Source organism: Stenotrophomonas sp. Nf1, assembly GCF_003028475.1.
Taxonomy (GTDB): domain Bacteria; phylum Pseudomonadota; class Gammaproteobacteria; order Xanthomonadales; family Xanthomonadaceae; genus Stenotrophomonas.
Genome location: NZ_PYTV01000001.1, coordinates 668,999 through 684,652, shown reverse-complemented (window position 1 = coordinate 684,652; position 15,654 = coordinate 668,999). Strand labels below are relative to the sequence as shown.

14 protein-coding genes are annotated in these 15,654 nt (G+C 68.0%); 7 read left to right on the top strand and 7 right to left on the bottom strand.

The genetic code is table 11. From position 1 onward, the window contains the following. Positions 1-118: 118 nt before the first annotated feature. Positions 119-2,074: a DEAD/DEAH box helicase gene (locus C9412_RS03315; RefSeq protein WP_107230297.1), complete on the bottom strand. Its 1,956-nt coding sequence runs from the start codon at positions 2,072-2,074 to the stop codon at positions 119-121. A gap of 270 nt (positions 2,075-2,344) precedes the next feature. On the opposite strand from C9412_RS03315, the gene C9412_RS03310 reads away from it, so the two are divergent. Further along, positions 2,345-2,566, top strand: a complete 222-nt coding sequence (locus C9412_RS03310) for an RNA-binding S4 domain-containing protein (protein ID WP_006426190.1) — start codon at positions 2,345-2,347, stop codon at positions 2,564-2,566. 11 nt (positions 2,567-2,577) lie between these two features. On the opposite strand, the gene ubiM is transcribed toward C9412_RS03310, so the two are convergent. The 4 genes from ubiM to C9412_RS03290 all read right to left on the bottom strand — a co-directional run bounded on the left by ubiM (position 2,578) and on the right by C9412_RS03290 (position 6,011). Next, a complete protein-coding gene (gene ubiM / locus C9412_RS03305; protein ID WP_107230296.1) occupies positions 2,578-3,756 on the bottom strand; it encodes a 5-demethoxyubiquinol-8 5-hydroxylase UbiM in 1,179 nt (392 codons plus the stop codon). An 80-nt stretch (positions 3,757-3,836) separates the two neighbouring features. Continuing rightward, positions 3,837-4,226, bottom strand: coding sequence for an MAPEG family protein (locus tag C9412_RS03300; RefSeq protein ID WP_107230429.1), 390 nt, complete (start codon positions 4,224-4,226; stop codon positions 3,837-3,839). Positions 4,227-4,237: 11 nt separating this feature from the next. Further along, positions 4,238-4,783: a DUF4019 domain-containing protein gene (locus C9412_RS03295; RefSeq protein ID WP_107230295.1), complete on the bottom strand. Its 546-nt coding sequence runs from the start codon at positions 4,781-4,783 to the stop codon at positions 4,238-4,240. A 58-nt stretch (positions 4,784-4,841) separates the two neighbouring features. After that, on the bottom strand, positions 4,842-6,011 hold the full coding sequence (locus C9412_RS03290) for a hypothetical protein (protein ID WP_107230294.1): 1,170 nt from the start codon (positions 6,009-6,011) through the stop codon (positions 4,842-4,844). A 448-nt stretch (positions 6,012-6,459) separates the two neighbouring features. On the opposite strand from C9412_RS03290, the gene C9412_RS03285 reads away from it, so the two are divergent. The 3 genes from C9412_RS03285 (at position 6,460) to C9412_RS03275 (ending at position 9,871) form a co-directional block, all read left to right on the top strand. Then, positions 6,460-7,938 (top strand): DNA-3-methyladenine glycosylase 2, encoded by a 1,479-nt coding sequence (locus tag C9412_RS03285; protein WP_107230293.1) that lies wholly within the window; start codon positions 6,460-6,462, stop codon positions 7,936-7,938. Further along, positions 7,935-8,426: a methylated-DNA--[protein]-cysteine S-methyltransferase gene (locus C9412_RS03280; RefSeq protein WP_107230292.1), complete on the top strand. Its 492-nt coding sequence runs from the start codon at positions 7,935-7,937 to the stop codon at positions 8,424-8,426. Before C9412_RS03285 ends, C9412_RS03280 begins: the two co-directional genes overlap by 4 nt. 194 nt (positions 8,427-8,620) lie before the next feature. Next, positions 8,621-9,871 (top strand): ectonucleotide pyrophosphatase/phosphodiesterase, encoded by a 1,251-nt coding sequence (locus C9412_RS03275; protein WP_107230291.1) that lies wholly within the window; start codon positions 8,621-8,623, stop codon positions 9,869-9,871. Between the two features lie 132 nt (positions 9,872-10,003). On the opposite strand, the gene C9412_RS03270 is transcribed toward C9412_RS03275, so the two are convergent. Together C9412_RS03270 and C9412_RS03265 are read right to left on the bottom strand one after the other, a co-directional pair. After that, positions 10,004-10,183, bottom strand: a complete 180-nt coding sequence (locus tag C9412_RS03270; protein ID WP_010483110.1) for a 30S ribosomal protein THX — start codon at positions 10,181-10,183, stop codon at positions 10,004-10,006. 110 nt (positions 10,184-10,293) lie between these two features. Then, positions 10,294-10,707, bottom strand: a complete 414-nt coding sequence (locus C9412_RS03265) for a MerC domain-containing protein (protein WP_019338435.1) — start codon at positions 10,705-10,707, stop codon at positions 10,294-10,296. A 135-nt stretch (positions 10,708-10,842) separates the two neighbouring features. Here C9412_RS03265 and C9412_RS03260 point away from each other — a divergent pair, with 135 nt between their 5' ends. The 3 genes from C9412_RS03260 to C9412_RS03250 all read left to right on the top strand — a co-directional run bounded on the left by C9412_RS03260 (position 10,843) and on the right by C9412_RS03250 (position 15,652). Further along, positions 10,843-13,047, top strand: a complete 2,205-nt coding sequence (locus tag C9412_RS03260) for a TonB-dependent receptor (protein WP_107230290.1) — start codon at positions 10,843-10,845, stop codon at positions 13,045-13,047. A gap of 365 nt (positions 13,048-13,412) precedes the next feature. After that, positions 13,413-13,979 carry a TetR/AcrR family transcriptional regulator gene (locus C9412_RS03255; protein ID WP_107230289.1) on the top strand — a complete coding sequence of 189 codons (567 nt, stop codon included), beginning with the start codon at positions 13,413-13,415 and terminating at the stop codon, positions 13,977-13,979. Then, positions 13,979-15,652, top strand: a complete 1,674-nt coding sequence (locus tag C9412_RS03250) for an MFS transporter (protein WP_107230288.1) — start codon at positions 13,979-13,981, stop codon at positions 15,650-15,652. The genes C9412_RS03255 and C9412_RS03250 overlap by 1 nt, the downstream gene beginning before the upstream one ends. Positions 15,653-15,654 lie beyond the last annotated feature (2 nt).

Here is a 15,654-nt window from a genome sequence, read left to right as displayed (position 1 = left end):
TTCGGCATAAGCGTCCAGCCGGCCGATTACGACTTAATCCCCTCCGTCCCCTTTTTCGTGGGCCACAACGGACAACGCCAGCCCGGAGGCTGGCGTTGTTCACTACGTCGGGTGAGGCTCAGTAGCTGCGCGGGCCGCGCGGCTTGAAGCCATCACGGCGCGGCGGGCGACCGTCGCGGTCACCACCACGGTCGCCGCGCTCGCCACCGTGGCCACCCGGGCCACCCGGGCCGCCACGACGCGGACCACCCGGACCACCCGGACCGCGCTTGTCGAAGCGCGGCTTGAACGGGCGCGGGGCCGGGTTGGTGTCTTCACCCGGGGCCAGCGCACGCATCTGCAGCTGCTGGCCGGACACCCAGACCTTCTGCAGGTGCGACAGCACGTCCGGCGGCATCTGCGCCGGCAGATCCAGCAGCGAGAAGTCGTCGTGGATGTCGATGCGGCCGATGAAGCGGCTTTCCAGGCCGGCTTCGTTGGCGATGGCGCCGACGATGTTGGCCGGCTTCACGCCATGCTGGTGGCCCACCGAAATGCGGTAGGTCTCCATGCCCTGCTCCGGTGCACCGCGCGGCGGAACCTCACGGCGCGGGCGCTGCTCGAAACCACCTTCGGCGTCGTCACGGCGCGGGCCGCGTTCGAAACGCGGACCACGATCGTTACGATCGAAACGATCGCCGCGCTCCGGACGGTCGCCACGGTCGAAACGCTCGCGCGGCGCGCGCTCTTCACGCGGGGCACGCACCGGCGGCTGCAGCAGGAACGGGGTGTCACCCTGCAGCATCTTGGCCAGCGCGGCGGCCACTTCGATCGCCGGCACGTTCTGCTCGTTCTCGAAGCGCTCCAGCAGCTGGCGGTAGAAGTCCAGGCCACCGGCGCCGAGGGTCTCGGTGATGCGCGAGGTGAACTTGTTGATGCGGGTGTCGTTGACCGCTTCCACGCTCGGCAGCTGCATTTCTTCGATCGGCTGGCGGGTGGCGCGCTCGATCTGGCGCAGCATGCCCTTCTCGCGCGGGGTGGCGAACAGGATCGCCTCGCCGCTGCGGCCGGCACGGCCGGTACGGCCGATGCGGTGCACGTAGCTTTCGGTGTCGTACGGGATGTCGTAGTTCAGCACGTGGCTGATGCGTTCCACGTCCAGGCCACGCGCGGCCACGTCGGTGGCCACCAGGATGTCCAGCTTGCCTTCCTTCAGCATGGCGATGGTGCGCTCACGCTGGGCCTGCTGCATGTCGCCATTGATCGCGGCCGCGGCCAGGCCACGGGCCTGCAGCTTGCTGGCCAGTTCTTCGGTGCCGGCCTTGGTGCGCGCGAAGATGATCATCGCGTCGAACGGCTCGACTTCCAGGATGCGGGTCAGCGCGTCCAGCTTGTGCATGCCGCTCACCCACCAGTAGCGCTGGCGGATGTTGGCCGAGGTGGTGGTCTTGGCCGCGATGGTCACTTCCACCGGGTCCTGCAGGTAGGTCTGCGCGATGCGACGGATCTGCGGCGGCATGGTGGCCGAGAACAGGGCCACCTGGCGCTGCTCCGGCAGCTTCTTCAGCACGGCTTCGACGTCGTCGATGAAGCCCATGCGCAGCATTTCATCGGCTTCGTCCAGCACCAGGGTCTTCAGCTCGGACAGGTCCAGGGTGCTGCGGTCCAGGTGATCGATCACGCGGCCGGGGGTACCAACCACGATGTGCACGCCACGGCGCAGGGCCGACAGCTGTTGGCCGTACGGCTGGCCGCCGTACACCGGCAGCACGCGGAAGCCCGGGATCTTCGACGAATAGGACTGGAACGCCTCGGCGACCTGGATGGCCAGTTCGCGGGTCGGCGCCAGGATCAGGGCCTGGGGCTTGATCTGCTGCAGGTCGATGTTGGACAGTACCGGCAGTGCGAACGCAGCGGTCTTGCCGGTGCCGGTCTGGGCCTGGCCCAGCACGTCGCGGCCTTCCAGCATGGCCGGGATGGTGGCCGCCTGGATCGGCGACGGGGTTTCGTAGCCGATGGCGGTGACCGCCTGCATCACGGGCTCGGACAGGCCGAGCTGCGCAAACTGCAGCGGCGCTTGGGATTCTTGGGACATGGAAAACTCCAAAGGCACGGCCATCTGCATGGCAGTGCGATAAAAAAGGGATGGTCCGCGCTTTGGGCGCCCTTCTTATCGCGTGCCCTGGCGCTGCTCGTTCGGAGGGAGATTCACTCGCTCAGAGCGGAATGATACCGCATTGATCCTGAACAACGCGTACAGCTTTGCGTGCGCGTGCCGTCATGGCCCGTGCTGGCGCACAATACGCGCCCTCTTCCCCCCGGCCCCGGCCGCTGGCCCGTGCCCTTTTCCAGGAAACCCCGCTCCATGCAGATTCTCGAATTCGACCTCGACGGCGACTACGTCGAACTCAAGCAGCTGCTCAAGCTGGCCGACCTGGTCACCAGCGGTGGCGAGGCCAAGATGGTCATCAGCGAAGGCCAGGTCCTGGTCGACGGTGAGGTCGAACTGCGCAAGGCCTGCAAGATCCGCGCAGGCCAGGTGGTGGAATTCGCCGACAGCCAGATCCGGGTGCTGGCCGCCGGCTGATCTGAACCGGTTCAGGCCACGCGCTGGGTCAGATGCGCGGCAATCAGTTGACGGAACGGCGCCACGCCCTGTGCCAGGCGCAGACCGGCCGCACGCAGCATGCGCGCCGGGCGGCGGTCGTCGGTATACAGGCTGGCGATTGCATTGGTCGCCTCGTACAGCGGCCGCGACGCCAGTCGATGACCACGCTGGTAGCTGGCCAGCATGCCCGCCGCCGCAATATCTGCGCCGCGGCGCTGCTGCTCGACGATGCCCTGTGCCAGCCGCTGTGCGCTGGCCAGGCCCAGATTGAAGCCATGCGCGGTGACCGGATGCATGCCCACCGCGGCATCTCCGATCAGCGCTGAGCGCTCGCCGACGAAACGGTGCGCGTACACGCCGACCAGCGGATACGCCTGCGGTGTGGCCACCGGCTGCATGCGACCCAGGCGGTGCTCGAAGAAGGCCGTGATGGCTTCACCGAAGGCCACCTCGTCCATCGCCAGCAACTCCTCGATCTGCCGCGGCGGCAGCGTGATCACCGCCGAGGCCTGGCCCTGGTTGAGCGGCAGCAGCGCCAGGGTGCGGCCGTAGCCGAACCACTCCCAGGCGGTGTGATGGTGATCGCGCTCGACCTGCATCCGGCACACCAGCATCGACTTGCCGAAGTCACGCATCTGCGCGCCGATGCCGAGCATGCGGCGGGTGGCGGAGAAGCGGCTGTCGGCAGCGACCAGCAGGCGCGCGTGCAACTGGCTGCCGTCATCGAGCTTGACCACCTGGCCCTGCGCGTCGGCCTGCACGCCCAGCACCTTGCGCCCGTCGAACAGTTCCAGGCCGTCCTGGCCCTGCACCGCATCCCACGCGGCACGGCGGATCAGGTGATTGGGCACCAGCCAGCCCAGCGGCTGGCCGTCGACCTGGCGGCTGGCAAAGGTCAGCGCGAACGGCGATGCGCCGTTCATCACCCGCGCATCGCGCAGTTCGGCGATCTCGGCATGCGGCAGGCGCTGCCACAGCCCCAGCTGCTCCATGCTCTGCCGCGAGGCATGGGTCAGCGCGATCTCGCGGCCATCAAAGGCGGCATCGGCCAGCGCCTGGCGCGGCTGCACATCCACCAGCCCGACCTGCAGGCCGCTGTCGGCCAGCGCGCGCGCAAAGCACAGGCCTGCCGGCCCGGCACCGACCACCACCACGTCCATCCTGCGCATGCGCGCCTCCTGCCGTTGATCCAGTCCGCGCCAGCATAGCGCCGTGCAGCTGAGCGGCCTTGATCTGGATCAGCGCCGGATCACAGCAGCGCGAACACCAGCGCCAGGATCGACAGCAGCGACACCAGCCACACCAGGCTGCGCACGTAGGGCACGCCAGCGGCGTACAACGGCAGATAGGCCACGCGCGCCCAGAAATAGGCCTGCGCGGCCAGCGCCGTGGTGTCATTGCCGCGCCCGGCCAGCACCACCGCAATCGCGGCGGCGGCGAAGAACGGGAAGGTCTCCAGGAAGTTGGCCTGGGCCCGTTGCAGGCGGCCGGCCAACGGGCTGAGCGGCCGGGCCTGGCCATCACGTGCCGAGGCATTCCACTTCAGGCCACGCTCGCGGGTGACCACGGTGGAGGTGGCGCAGATGTACACAAACCCCAGCAGGGTCGCCCAGGCCAGCATCGTCAGTTCGGTTGCCATCATCGTTCTCCTCAGGGACCCGAGGCGCGCAGGCTGTAGCCGGCCAGTCGCCACACCTGGTCCTCGTCGAAACGGAACGACACCAGCTCACGCACCGGCTGTGCGCTGTTGGCAAAGCGGGTCGGGAAGCTGACGTTGATGTACAGCCCCTCCGGTACGGCCGCACCCGCGCTGTACTTGACCCGGGTGATGGTCGGCTGGCCGCGGCCGGCCATCGCGCCCAGGCGCGTGCGCTCACCGGCCAGCTGGGTAACGAAGGCTGCCTTGGGAACCGCGCGTCGTGCGACTGCGGATGCGCCGTCCCACAATTCGCCCGCGCGATTGGCATCGACCAGCTGCGCGACCCGCACCGCCGCCGCCCCCATCTCCGCATCCTGCTTCTGCACCTGCGCCTGCTGTGCGGCGGTCAGCGCCGGCGCGCCTGCGGTAAGCGGCTTGGCCGCCGCCGGCGATGCCGGTGCCGGGCGCGCAGGCGCGGGGGCGGGCGTGGCCGGTGCAGGCGCCTGCGCCGACGCGGCGAAGGGCAACAGGGACAGCAGCAGGAGCACGCGCTTCATGGACACCGCCGGTTCTCGGGAAAGAACCGCAGTCTACGCCAGCGCGGTGACCGCCTCGTCAGCGCGCGGGGGCGCTGCCTTCCACCGCCCCGGCAGCCGCGTCGGCCTGCGCGGCAGGCCTGCCGGCGTCTGCAGGCAGCTGCTCGGCCACCGGCGACGGCTCGGACGGCGCCGGCGGCAGCGTTGCCACGTCGATCTCCGACAACGGGCTTTCTTCCGGGCACACCGCATCGGGGAACCCGAAGCGCTGCTTCAGCGCCTGGCCGCAGCTGTTGATCGATTCCATGTCGGCGCCTTCGCGCTTGCACTGCTGGTCGAAGGCGATCAGGAACGCATCCTTGCGCTGCACGAAATCATCGCCGCAGGCGCGCATCTGCTTGATCCGCTCCAGATCATCCTGCACGGCGTTGGTGCCATCCAACCCGTACTGGCGCAGCTCGTCGGCAGTCAGCAGGCGCAGGCTGCGGTTGGGCACGGTCATCATCAGGTCGGCCACGCCGACCGCCACGCCGCTGCGCTGCAGGTAGTCCTTCACGTTGTCGTAGACCTCGTGCAGCTCGCGGTTGAGTTCAGCACGCGAGGTGGCCTTGGAACTGATGCGCATCATGCGGTGGATGCCGACCTTGCCCGACAGCAGGCGGTTGTCGCCGGCTGCCAGCACGAACACGCAGGCGCTGTGGCAGATCGAGCCTTCGCGCACCCAGATGGTCCAGCCCGATTCGCCGATGCTGTCACCGGCCACGATCGCCGATTCCACCTGGCCACCGCTGGAATCGAGGTCAAGGATGCGCTTGTGGATCTTCTGTTCGTCGGCCACCGCAGCCAACCGCCACATCATCTCGGCGAAGCCCGGATTGATCTTGCCGGCATAGCGCACGCGCATCAGGCCACGCTCGGCGCACGGCGCCAATGCCTGGCTGATCTGGTCGCGCTGCAGGCCTTCCAGCTCGACACCGTCGCCAGCGTCACCGGCATATTCGGTGCTGCAGCTGACCCAGGCGCGGCCGTTCTCCAGCTGCGCCTGCGGCCACGGCCGGTCGGCCCGGCTGCGCGGCGGCGCCGGCGGCGGTGGCGCGTCGGCGGCATTGATCGAGACCATGTTCTCGCCATCGCTGGCCGGTGCCCGCGCGGCCTTGTCGGCAGCGGTCACATTGCCCGGATTCTCCAGCTGACTGCAGCCCGCCAGGGCCAGGCACAACAGGGGCAACCAGCGGAGTTTGGCGGACATCGGGCAACCGGACTTCAAGGGAGCAAGGTCCACAGTCTACCTGTCCCGGCCGCGCATTCAGCGCGCGGCACTGAACCCCTTCTGACCCTCTGGTTCCATCCTTTTCATTACAGCGTCTTCCACCGCTCCATCCACGCATGGCGTGGATCTACCGTGTCGACCAAGGTCGACACCTACCAGAGCGGGATGCCGTTCCGGCAGGCTGCGGGAAACTGTCGAAGGCGGGGTGGGTCTGGTGGCAGGGGCGTGAGCGCCATGGATGGCGCGACCGAGCTTACAGGGACGTACTTGCAGCGTCCCCTGCCACCGGACCCACCCCGCCCTCCCGCAGGAAGCCTGCTGTTGCTGTTGCCTCTGCGGGTGCAGGGCGCAGCCCTGCTGAACCCCCTTCAGCATCCATGTCCGAAAATGGCGAGTATCGCTGCCTGCACCGGCCTAGACTGGCGCCATGGACACCGCCCTCGCCCTCGACACCGCCGCCTGCGACCGCGCCCGTCTGGCCCGCGATGCGCGCTTCGACGGCGTGTTCTTCACCGCCGTGCGCAGCACCGGCATCTACTGCCGCCCGGTGTGCCCGGCGCCACCGCCGAAGCCGCGCAACATCAGCTACTTCCCGACGGCGGCCGCCGCAGCCGCCGCCGGCTACCGGCCATGCCTGCGCTGCCGTCCCGAACTGGCGCCCCAGGCGCAGCAGGCCCTGGCCGGACAGACCGTACAGCGTGCACTCGCGCTGATTCATGGCGGTTTCCTGCAGGATCAACCGGTGGGCGATCTGGCCGCGAAGCTCGGCCTGAGCGCGCGCCAGCTGCAGCGCCTGTTCGTCGAACACCTGGGCGCCACCCCGGGACAGATCCACGCCACCCATCGCCTGCTGCTGGCCAAGCAGCTGCTGACCGAAACCACGCTGCCGGTGACCGACGTGGCACTGGCTGCCGGTTACAACAGCCTGCGCCGCTTCAATACGGCCTTCCTGCAGGGCTGCGGCATGGCGCCAACCGCGCTGCGACGCCAGCATCACCCGCTGGCCGCCGACGACGGCAGCCTGGTGCTGCGGCTGGTGTATCGCCCACCGCTGGATTTCCCGCGCATGCTGGCCTTCCTGCGCAAGCGCAGCCTGCCCGGCATCGAGCTGATCGGCGAGGACAGCTACCAGCGCGTGCTCGGCACGCCCGAACGCCCCACCCTGCTGCGCGTCACCGCCGACCCGAAGCGGCCGGAACTGCATCTGCAGCTGGGCGCAGTCGATCCGCGCCTGATTCCGGACATCGTGCGCCGCGTGCGCCGCGTGTTCGATCTGGATGCCGATCTGCAACAAGTGCACGCCGCGCTGAGCGAGGAGCCGCTGCTGGCACGCGGCATCGCCGAACGGCCGGGCCTGCGCGTGCCCGGCGGCTGGGATGGTTTCGAAGTGGGCGTGCGCGCGGTGCTGGGCCAACAGGTCAGCGTCGCGGCGGCCACGACATTCGCGCGGCGGCTGGTGGATGCCTACGGCGCGCACCTGCCCGGCATGCCCTCGGAATTCGACCGCCAGTTCCCGGCGCCCGAGGTGCTGGCCGAAGCGCCGCTGGAATCGATCGGCCTGCCGCGCAGCCGAGCCGCCACCGTGCGTGCGCTGGCGGCCGCCTGCGCCAGCGGCCAGCTCGACTTCGGGCCCGGCCAGGCGCTGGAAGAGTTCGTGGCCCGCTGCGTGGCGCTGCCCGGCATCGGACCGTGGACCGCACAGTACATCGCCCTGCGCGGCCTCGGCCAACCCGATGCCTTCCCCGCCGGCGACCTGGTGTTGCAGCAGGTCCTGGGCCATGCGCAGGGCCAGCGCCTGAGCGAACGTGCCACCGAAGCACGCTCGCAACCATGGCGCCCCTGGCGCGCCTACGCCGTGCTGCACCTGTGGCACCTGTCCGGCACTTTCGTTGGAGAACCGACATGACCCTGTTGTTCGACCGTTTCGACAGCCCGATCGGCGTGTTGACCATCGCCGGTGACGAGCGTGGCCTTTCGCATGTGCTGTTCCCGGAGAACCGCCATCCGGCGCGCGGCCGCGACGATTGGCACTACGCACCGGATGCACTGCCGGAAGCACGCGAGCAGCTGCTGCAGTTCCTGCATGGCGAGCGCATCCGCTTCGATCTTGAGCTGGCACCGCGTGGCACGCCGTTCCAGCTGCGCGTATGGCAGGCGCTGGCACTGATCCCGTTTGGCCAGACCTGGAGCTACCTGCAGCTGGCGCAGCACCTGGGCCAACCCAGTGCGACCCGCGCGGTGGGCGCGGCCAATGGCCGCAATCCCCTGCCGATCATCCTGCCCTGCCATCGGGTGATCGGCAGCAATGGCGCCCTCACCGGATTCGGCGGCGGCCTGGAAACCAAGGCCGCCCTGCTGCGCCTGGAACAACGCCAGGCCCCGCTGTTTGCCTGAAGGTTGAGTGGCTGTTGGTAGGTGTCAACCTTGGTCGACACGCTGGATAGGTTTGCGGAGTGCCTCTGGTAAGGAGCCCCCTTCTTGTTGAAGGGGCGCGCCGAAGGCGCGGGGATAAGGAAAAATGCGTGGACACGGCGCGCTTTCCGGCGCCGTGTCTTGGGCACGTCATTGCAGCCGCTTATCATGCATGGATGACTTCCGTACGCCTGACCTGTTCGCTGGCGCTGCTGCTGCCATTGGCTGCCTGCACCACCGCGCCCACCCCTTCCGCCTCCGCTCCCACCGCTGTCGCTGCGGCCGCGCCGCCGAAGCTGCTGCTGATCTCCATCGACGGCCTGCGCGCCGACGCACTCGATCGCGGCCTGACCCCGAACCTGCAGCGTCTGATCGACGGCGGCGTCCGCGCACGCTGGATGACGCCTTCGTACCCCTCACTGACCTTCCCCAACCACTACACCATCGTCACCGGCCTGCGCCCGGACCACCACGGCATCGTCAACAACAGCATGGACGATGCAGCGCTGGGCCGTTTCGAACTGAGCAACCGCGAGGCGGTCACCACCAGCGGCTGGTGGGGCGGTGAACCGATCTGGGTCGGCGCCGAGAAGGTCGGCGTGCGTACCGCCACCACCTCCTGGCCGGGCAGCGAATCGGCAATCAGCGGTGTGCGCCCCAGCCAGTGGCGCGTGTACGACAGCAAGGAGCCGCTGGAGCAGCGCGCCGGCATCGTGCTGGACTGGCTGGCACAGCCCGACGCCGATGCACCGCGCCTGACCACGTTGTACATGGAACATGTGGACAAGGCCGGCCACAACTACGGCCCCGAATCGACGCAGTATACCGAGGCCATCGCCCGTGCCGACCTGATTGTCGGCCAGGTGCTCGATGGCCTGCAGCAACGTGGCCTGGCCGCCACCACCAACGTGATCGTGGTGTCCGACCACGGCATGGCGTCGGTGCCCGAAGGCCAGGTGATTTCCACCGAATCGATGGTCGACCCCGCCATCGCGCGCAATGTCAGCCAGGGCCAGTCGATCGGCTTTTCGCCGGTGGCCGGCCGTGAGGCAGAAGCCGAACGCGCCCTGCTCGGCCGTCACGCACACTATGAGTGCTGGAAGAAGGAGAACCTGCCGGCGCGCTGGCACTACGGCACGCATCCGCGCATTCCGGCCATCGTCTGCAACATGGACGAAGGCTGGGACGCGCTGCACCAGCAGAAGCTCGCCAAGCGCGTCCACCAGGACCGCGGCTCGCACGGCTACGACAACGCACTGCCGTCCATGCGCGCGGTGTTCGTGGCCAGCGGCCCGTCGTTCCGCCAGGGCCTGGTGATCGACGGGTTCGACAACGTGGATGTCTACCCGCTGCTGGCCCACCTGCTGCAGGTACCGGCCGCGCCGAATGATGGCAACCCGGAAACGCTGAAGCAGACGCTGCGCTGACTTCCCTGTAGAGCCGAGCCCGTGCTCGGCTGCATTGCGCCAGCCGAGCACGGGCTCGGCTCTACGGAAACGCGCATAAAAAAACGCGGCGCCAGGCGCCGCGTTCTTCTTTGGACCGGTCGGTCGGCCGGATCAGGCCTTGGCGACGGTCTTCTTCGCCACAGCCTTCTTCGCCGGAGCCTTGGCCACGGTCTTCTTGGCAACCGGGGCGGCGGCGCCTACGGCGACCTTGCTCGCGGTGTGCGAACGGGCGTTGCCGTAGCTGGCGTTGTAGCGCTTGCCCTTGGCGGTCTTGCGGTCACCCTTACCCATGTCTTCAACTCCTCAAGTGTGAAATCTGGTTACCCCGTACTGACACGGGTTCGGCGGGGCCGCCTTGCTGGGCGCCCCCGCGCACGATCGAAAATCCTATCACGGAGCGCCTAGTGCGCGCAGCTTGCGTCGTGCACGTGGCCGTGGTTCAGGCGCAGATTGACCAGATGGGCAACCCCCACCAGCAGGCCACCGACGGTCATCACCACCGCATGCGGCACCGCGTTGTGGTGCAGCGGGTCGTACAGCACGCCGGCCCACAGCGCGACCAGACCGGGAATCAGGAAGCCCAGCGCACGCAGCGCGCCATGGCGGCGGTAGCCCCAGACCAGACTGAACAGCCCCAGCAGGGTGACGAACACCACCAGGGCCTGCTCCACGCCATCGCTCAGCCAGAACGACAGGCCCAGCGAAGGCGCCGCCGCCAGCAGCACGGGAATCACCGCGCAGTGCACCGCGCACAGCATCGAACCAGTGGCGCCAAAACGGTCGAGCAGGTGGCGCAGGCGTGAGGACAGGGACATGACTTCCAGCAGGGTCGGCGAATCGTTATGGAATAATATAACATCCGTTCCCGACCCGCACGGTTTCCCTCCCCCTGTCCCGCCGACGGGATACGTGCGCCCCGCGATTGATACATTGTAACAAAGGACCTGCCCATGCCCGCCCAAACCCTGCGCTTCAAGCCGCATTCCCTCGCCCTGGCCCTGGCCGCCCTGCTGCCATCCACGGCCTTTGCCGCCGGCCAGGACACCGCTCATCGTGACCGCCACCTGACCGAGCTGTCGTCGGTGCAGGTGACGGCCTCGCCGCTGCAGGGCGATGCCGAATCGCTGGCACGCCCGGTCGACGTGCTTGCCGGCGAACGCCTGGACGAGCAGAAGGCTGGCACCCTCGGCGATACCGTGGCCAAGCTGCCCGGCGTGCAGAGCACGTTCTTCGGCCCCGGCGTCGGCCGCCCGATCATCCGTGGCCAGGAAGGCCCGCGCGTGGCGGTGCTGTCCAACGGCATGGGCAACATGGATGCCTCCACCGTCAGCGCCGACCACGCCACCAGCATCGAGCCGTTCCTGGCCGACCAGATCGAAGTGCTGAAGGGCCCGGCCACGCTGCTGTTCGGCAGCGGCGCCATCGGTGGTGCGGTCAACGTGGTTGATGGCCGCATCGCGCGCGAACTGCCGGAGCACCCGCTCAGCGGCCGCGCCGAACTGCGCGGCAATTCAGTGAACAACGAGCGCAGCGGCATGTTCCGCCTCGATGGCGTCAGCGGCAATGTCGTGCTGCACGTCGATGGCCTGGTGCGCAATGGCGACGACTACCGCATTCCCGGCTATGCGGTGATCGACAGCCTGGAAGATCATCACGACGACCATGACCACGACCACGCGGGCGAGGAAGGCGAAGAGCCGCGCCGCGGCCGCCTGGACAACAGTTCCATCCGCACCCGCGCCGGTGGCGTCGGCGCCACCTGGCTGGGCGAAGGTGGCTACTTCGGCGTGTCGGCCAGCACCTACCGCACCAACTATGGCATTCCCAACGGCGCCCACGTGCACGCCGACGGCGACGATCACGGGCATGACCACGATCACGATCATGGCGACGAGGAAGAAGGCGACGAGCATGACGTGCGCATCGACATGGTGCAGAACCGCTTCGAGACCAAGGCCGGCATCTACAACCCGGTTTCGTTCCTGAAGAACATCAACGCGCGCGTGGCCTACACCGACTATGAGCACGTGGAGCTGGAGGCCGGCACGCCGTCGACCCGCTTCACCAACCGCGGCATCGAGGCCCGCCTGGAGGCGGTGCAGCAGCAGATCGGTGGCTGGGACGGCGCCTTCGGCCTGCAGTTCGGCAACAGTGATTTCGGTGCCAAGGGTGAAGAAGCCTTCGTCCCGGATACCGGCACGAAGAACATCGGCCTGTTCGTGCTGCAGGAAAAGCAGTTCGGCCCGTTCAAGCTGGAACTGGGTGGCCGCCACGATCAGGTCAAGCTGGAGCCGACCGGTGACTACCGCCGCCGTACCTTCGGTGCCACCAACCTGTCCGCAGCCGGCATCTGGAAGCTCAACGACGCGGTCGACCTGCGTATCGGCGTGGACAGCTCCGAACGTGCGCCGACCAATGAAGAGCTGTATGCCGCCGGCGCGCACATCGCCACCCGCTCGCTGGAAATCGGCGACGCCAACCTGAAGACCGAGCGCGGCCAGCGCGTCGAGCTGGGCATCCACACCCACAGCGAGCGCCTGGACTTCTCCGCATCGGTCTACCAGACCAGGTTCAAGGACTTCATCTACCTGGCCGACACCGGGGTGACCGAGAGCCTGCCGGTCCGCGCCTGGACCCAGCAGGACGCGGTGTTCCGCGGCGCCGAAGCCGAGGCGCTGGTGCATCTGTTCGAAGGCGGTGCCGGTGACTGGGACCTGCGCCTGTTCGGTGACTACGTGAAGGCCAAGCTGGATGGCAGCGGCAGCCGCACGCTCGACATCGCGGTGCCGCACGGCGACCACAACCACAATTACTCGGTGGAGCTGGCCAACACCGGCTACCTGCCGCGCATCGCACCGGCCCGCGTCGGCGCCGACCTGCGCTGGTCGAAGGACGGCTGGCGTGCCTCGGTCGGTGCGGTGCGCTACAGCCGCCAGAAGGACGTGGCGCAGAACGAGGAGCCGAGCAATGGCTACACCCTGGTCGATGCACACCTGGCCTACCGCTGGGACCGCAACGCCAGCAACAGCTACGAGGTGTTCCTGGATGGCAGCAACCTGACCAACCGCGAAGTGCGCCCGCATACCTCGCTGCTGCGCGACTACTCGCCGCTGCCGGGTCGCGGTGTCGCTTTTGGCATCCGCGCGTTCTTCTGATCGCACACGCCGGGGTCGGATCCCTTTCCACAGGAAGGGGCTCTGACCCCGGAGCAACGGCATCCACGCATGGCGTGGATCTACCGGCACTGCGGGGTCGGATCCCTTTCCACAGGAAGGGGCTCTGACCCCGGAGCAACGGCATCCACGCATGGCGTGGATCTACCGGCACTGCGGGGTCGGATCCCTTTCCACAGGAAAGGGCTCTGACCCCACACCATCAAAACGGGGGCCTTCGGGCCCCCGCTTTCGTTTCAGCCGCACCCCATCACGCAGGCGTCACAAAGATGTGCGTACGACAACAACCGGACAATCCCGTCACTCACTGTCTCGCCACACGGACACTTTTGTCCGAAAATAATTCCATGACTGCCCAACGTGCCGATGCTGCCGCCCGCCGTGCCCTCATCCTCGATGCCGCCGACCATGTCTTCGGCCAGCATGGCGTCACCGCCCCGCTGGACCTGGTGGTCGAGCGCGCCCAGGTGGGCCGGGCCACCCTGTACCGCAACTTTCCCGACCGCACTGCGCTGATCCAGGCACTGCTGCAGCGCACGGTTGATCGCATCCGGCGCCAGGTCGAACAGCTCGGCGACCGCGACGACGCCCTGTTCGAGGTGTTCGAAGGCATGGCCCAGCGCATCATCGATTCGCCGGCACTGGCCGATTACTGGCGCGCGGTCGATTCGGACGTGCCGGCCATGCGCACCGCACGCGAAACCGTGCGTGATCTGCTGGAAGGCCCTATCAACCGCGCCAAGGCCGCCGGCCTGTGCCGCGCCGACCTGGACAAGACGGATATTTCACTGATCTCGGGCATGCTGGGCGCAGCCCTGCGCGGCAAGACCCGCGACGAGCGCGCCCATCTGGCCGGGCGTGCCCTGCAACTGCTGCGCGGGGGTCTCCAGGGAGCTGCCAGCGAGGCCCGTTGATGGTCCAGCCGTATCTGAAGCCGGTTCCGGATTGGGAAGAGCACGAGAAGCCGACCATGCCCGGTTCGGCGTCGATGCCCTGGCATCCGCCGCATCGACGCGTCGCCTATGCGCTGGTGTCGCTGCTGGTGGCGATCACCGGCGGCCTCGGCAACGCACTGGTCACCGCCAACCTGCCGTTCCTTCAGGGCCAGCTGGCGCTGACCCCGACCCAGGGCAGCTGGCTGGTGGCGGCCTACGCGATGGTCAATGTCACCGCCAACCTGCTGGCCTTCAAGTTCCGCCAGCAGTACGGCATCCGCCTGTTCGCCGAGATCGGACTGGGCCTGTACGCGGCGTTGGCGGTACTGCATCTGTTCGTCGGCAGCTTCGAGACCACGATGCTGACCCGGGCCGCCAGCGGTTTCGCCGGCGCGGCCTGTTCGACGCTGGGCACGCTGTACATGCTGCAGGCGCTGCCACGGCGCTTCACCGGCAACCTGCTGGTGGTCGGCGTTGGCCTCTCACAGCTGGCGGTGCCGATCGCCTGGATCGTATCGCCGGGCCTGGTCGATACCGGCCAGTGGCACCAGCTGTACTCGTTCGAAGCCGGCCTGGCGCTGTGCGCGTTCGCCGCGGTGGTGGTGCTGAAGCTGCCGCCGGGCATCCAGGTGAAGGCGTTCGAGCCGCTGGATTTCCTCACCTTCGCGCTGCTCGCGCCGGCGGTGGCGCTGCTGGTGATCGTGCTCGCGCAGGGCTACACGCGCTGGTGGCTCAACACGCCCTGGCTGGGCTGGGCGCTGATCGCCTCGATCGCGTTGTCCACCACCGCCTTCATCATCGAACATTACCGGCGCAACCCGCTGCTGCAGACGCGTTGGCTGGCCAGCCTGCCGGTGCTGCATTTCATCATGGGCGCGTTCCTGATCCGTTTCCTGACCACCGAGCAGTCCTACGGCGTGGTCAACCTGATGCGCACGCTGGGCATGGGGCCTGATCAGATGCGGCCGCTGTTCGTGGTGATACTGGCTGGTGTGGTCACCGGCATCGTGGGCACCGCGCTGACCTTCGGCCCGAAGCGACTGATTCCGCAGCTGCTGATGGCGATCCTGCTGCTGGGTGCGGCGGCATTCTTCGACCAGCACCGCACCAGCCAGGACCGCCCGCAGGACTTCTTCGTCAGCCAGTTCCTGGCCTCGGTCGGTGCCGGCATGTTCATGGGGCCGCTGATCATGCTCGGCATCTCCGCCGCGCTGAAACAGGGCGTGGACCACATGATCACCTTCCTGGTGACGCTGTCGATCACCCAGACGCTGGGCGGCCTGGCCGGTTCGGCGGCGCTGGGCACCTTCCAGCTGCATCGCGAACAACTGTATTCCAGCGCGCTGACCAGCCAGCTCGATCCCGCCGATCCGGTGGTGGCGCAGCGCCTGCGCATCCAGCAGCAGCTGTACGGCGCGCAGATCACCGACCCGGTGCTGCGCAGCGCACAGGGCAGCGCGCAGCTGGCGCAGACCACGCGCCGCGAAGCCAACGTGCGCGGTTTCAACGATGTGTTCACCCTGAGCGGCTGGCTGGCCATCGGCTTCCTGTGCTGGTTGCTGCTGCTGTCGCTGCGCACCGCCGTGCTCAGGCAATGGCGCAAGCGTCATCCCTCTTCCCCTGCCGTGGCCACGCCGGCCGCAACCCGCTGAGT

Bases quoted from the DNA above. Each gene is read 5' to 3' on its own strand.
- C9412_RS03255 (WP_107230289.1), top strand. From the start codon at position 13,413: ATGACTGCCCAACGTGCCGATGCTGCCGCCCGCCGTGCCCTCATCCTC.
- C9412_RS03260 (WP_107230290.1), top strand. From the start codon at position 10,843: ATGCCCGCCCAAACCCTGCGCTTCAAGCCGCATTCCCTCGCCCTGGCC.
- C9412_RS03315 (WP_107230297.1), bottom strand. From the start codon at position 2,074: ATGTCCCAAGAATCCCAAGCGCCGCTGCAGTTTGCGCAGCTCGGCCTG.
- C9412_RS03290 (WP_107230294.1), bottom strand. From the start codon at position 6,011: ATGTCCGCCAAACTCCGCTGGTTGCCCCTGTTGTGCCTGGCCCTGGCG.
- C9412_RS03265 (WP_019338435.1), bottom strand. From the start codon at position 10,707: ATGTCCCTGTCCTCACGCCTGCGCCACCTGCTCGACCGTTTTGGCGCC.
- C9412_RS03275 (WP_107230291.1), top strand. From the start codon at position 8,621: ATGACTTCCGTACGCCTGACCTGTTCGCTGGCGCTGCTGCTGCCATTG.
- C9412_RS03310 (WP_006426190.1), top strand. From the start codon at position 2,345: ATGCAGATTCTCGAATTCGACCTCGACGGCGACTACGTCGAACTCAAG.
- C9412_RS03285 (WP_107230293.1), top strand. From the start codon at position 6,460: ATGGACACCGCCCTCGCCCTCGACACCGCCGCCTGCGACCGCGCCCGT.
- C9412_RS03280 (WP_107230292.1), top strand. From the start codon at position 7,935: ATGACCCTGTTGTTCGACCGTTTCGACAGCCCGATCGGCGTGTTGACC.
- C9412_RS03295 (WP_107230295.1), bottom strand. From the start codon at position 4,783: ATGAAGCGCGTGCTCCTGCTGCTGTCCCTGTTGCCCTTCGCCGCGTCG.
- C9412_RS03250 (WP_107230288.1), top strand. From the start codon at position 13,979: ATGGTCCAGCCGTATCTGAAGCCGGTTCCGGATTGGGAAGAGCACGAG.
- C9412_RS03270 (WP_010483110.1), bottom strand. From the start codon at position 10,183: ATGGGTAAGGGTGACCGCAAGACCGCCAAGGGCAAGCGCTACAACGCC.
- ubiM (WP_107230296.1), bottom strand. From the start codon at position 3,756: ATGCGCAGGATGGACGTGGTGGTGGTCGGTGCCGGGCCGGCAGGCCTG.
- C9412_RS03300 (WP_107230429.1), bottom strand. From the start codon at position 4,226: ATGGCAACCGAACTGACGATGCTGGCCTGGGCGACCCTGCTGGGGTTT.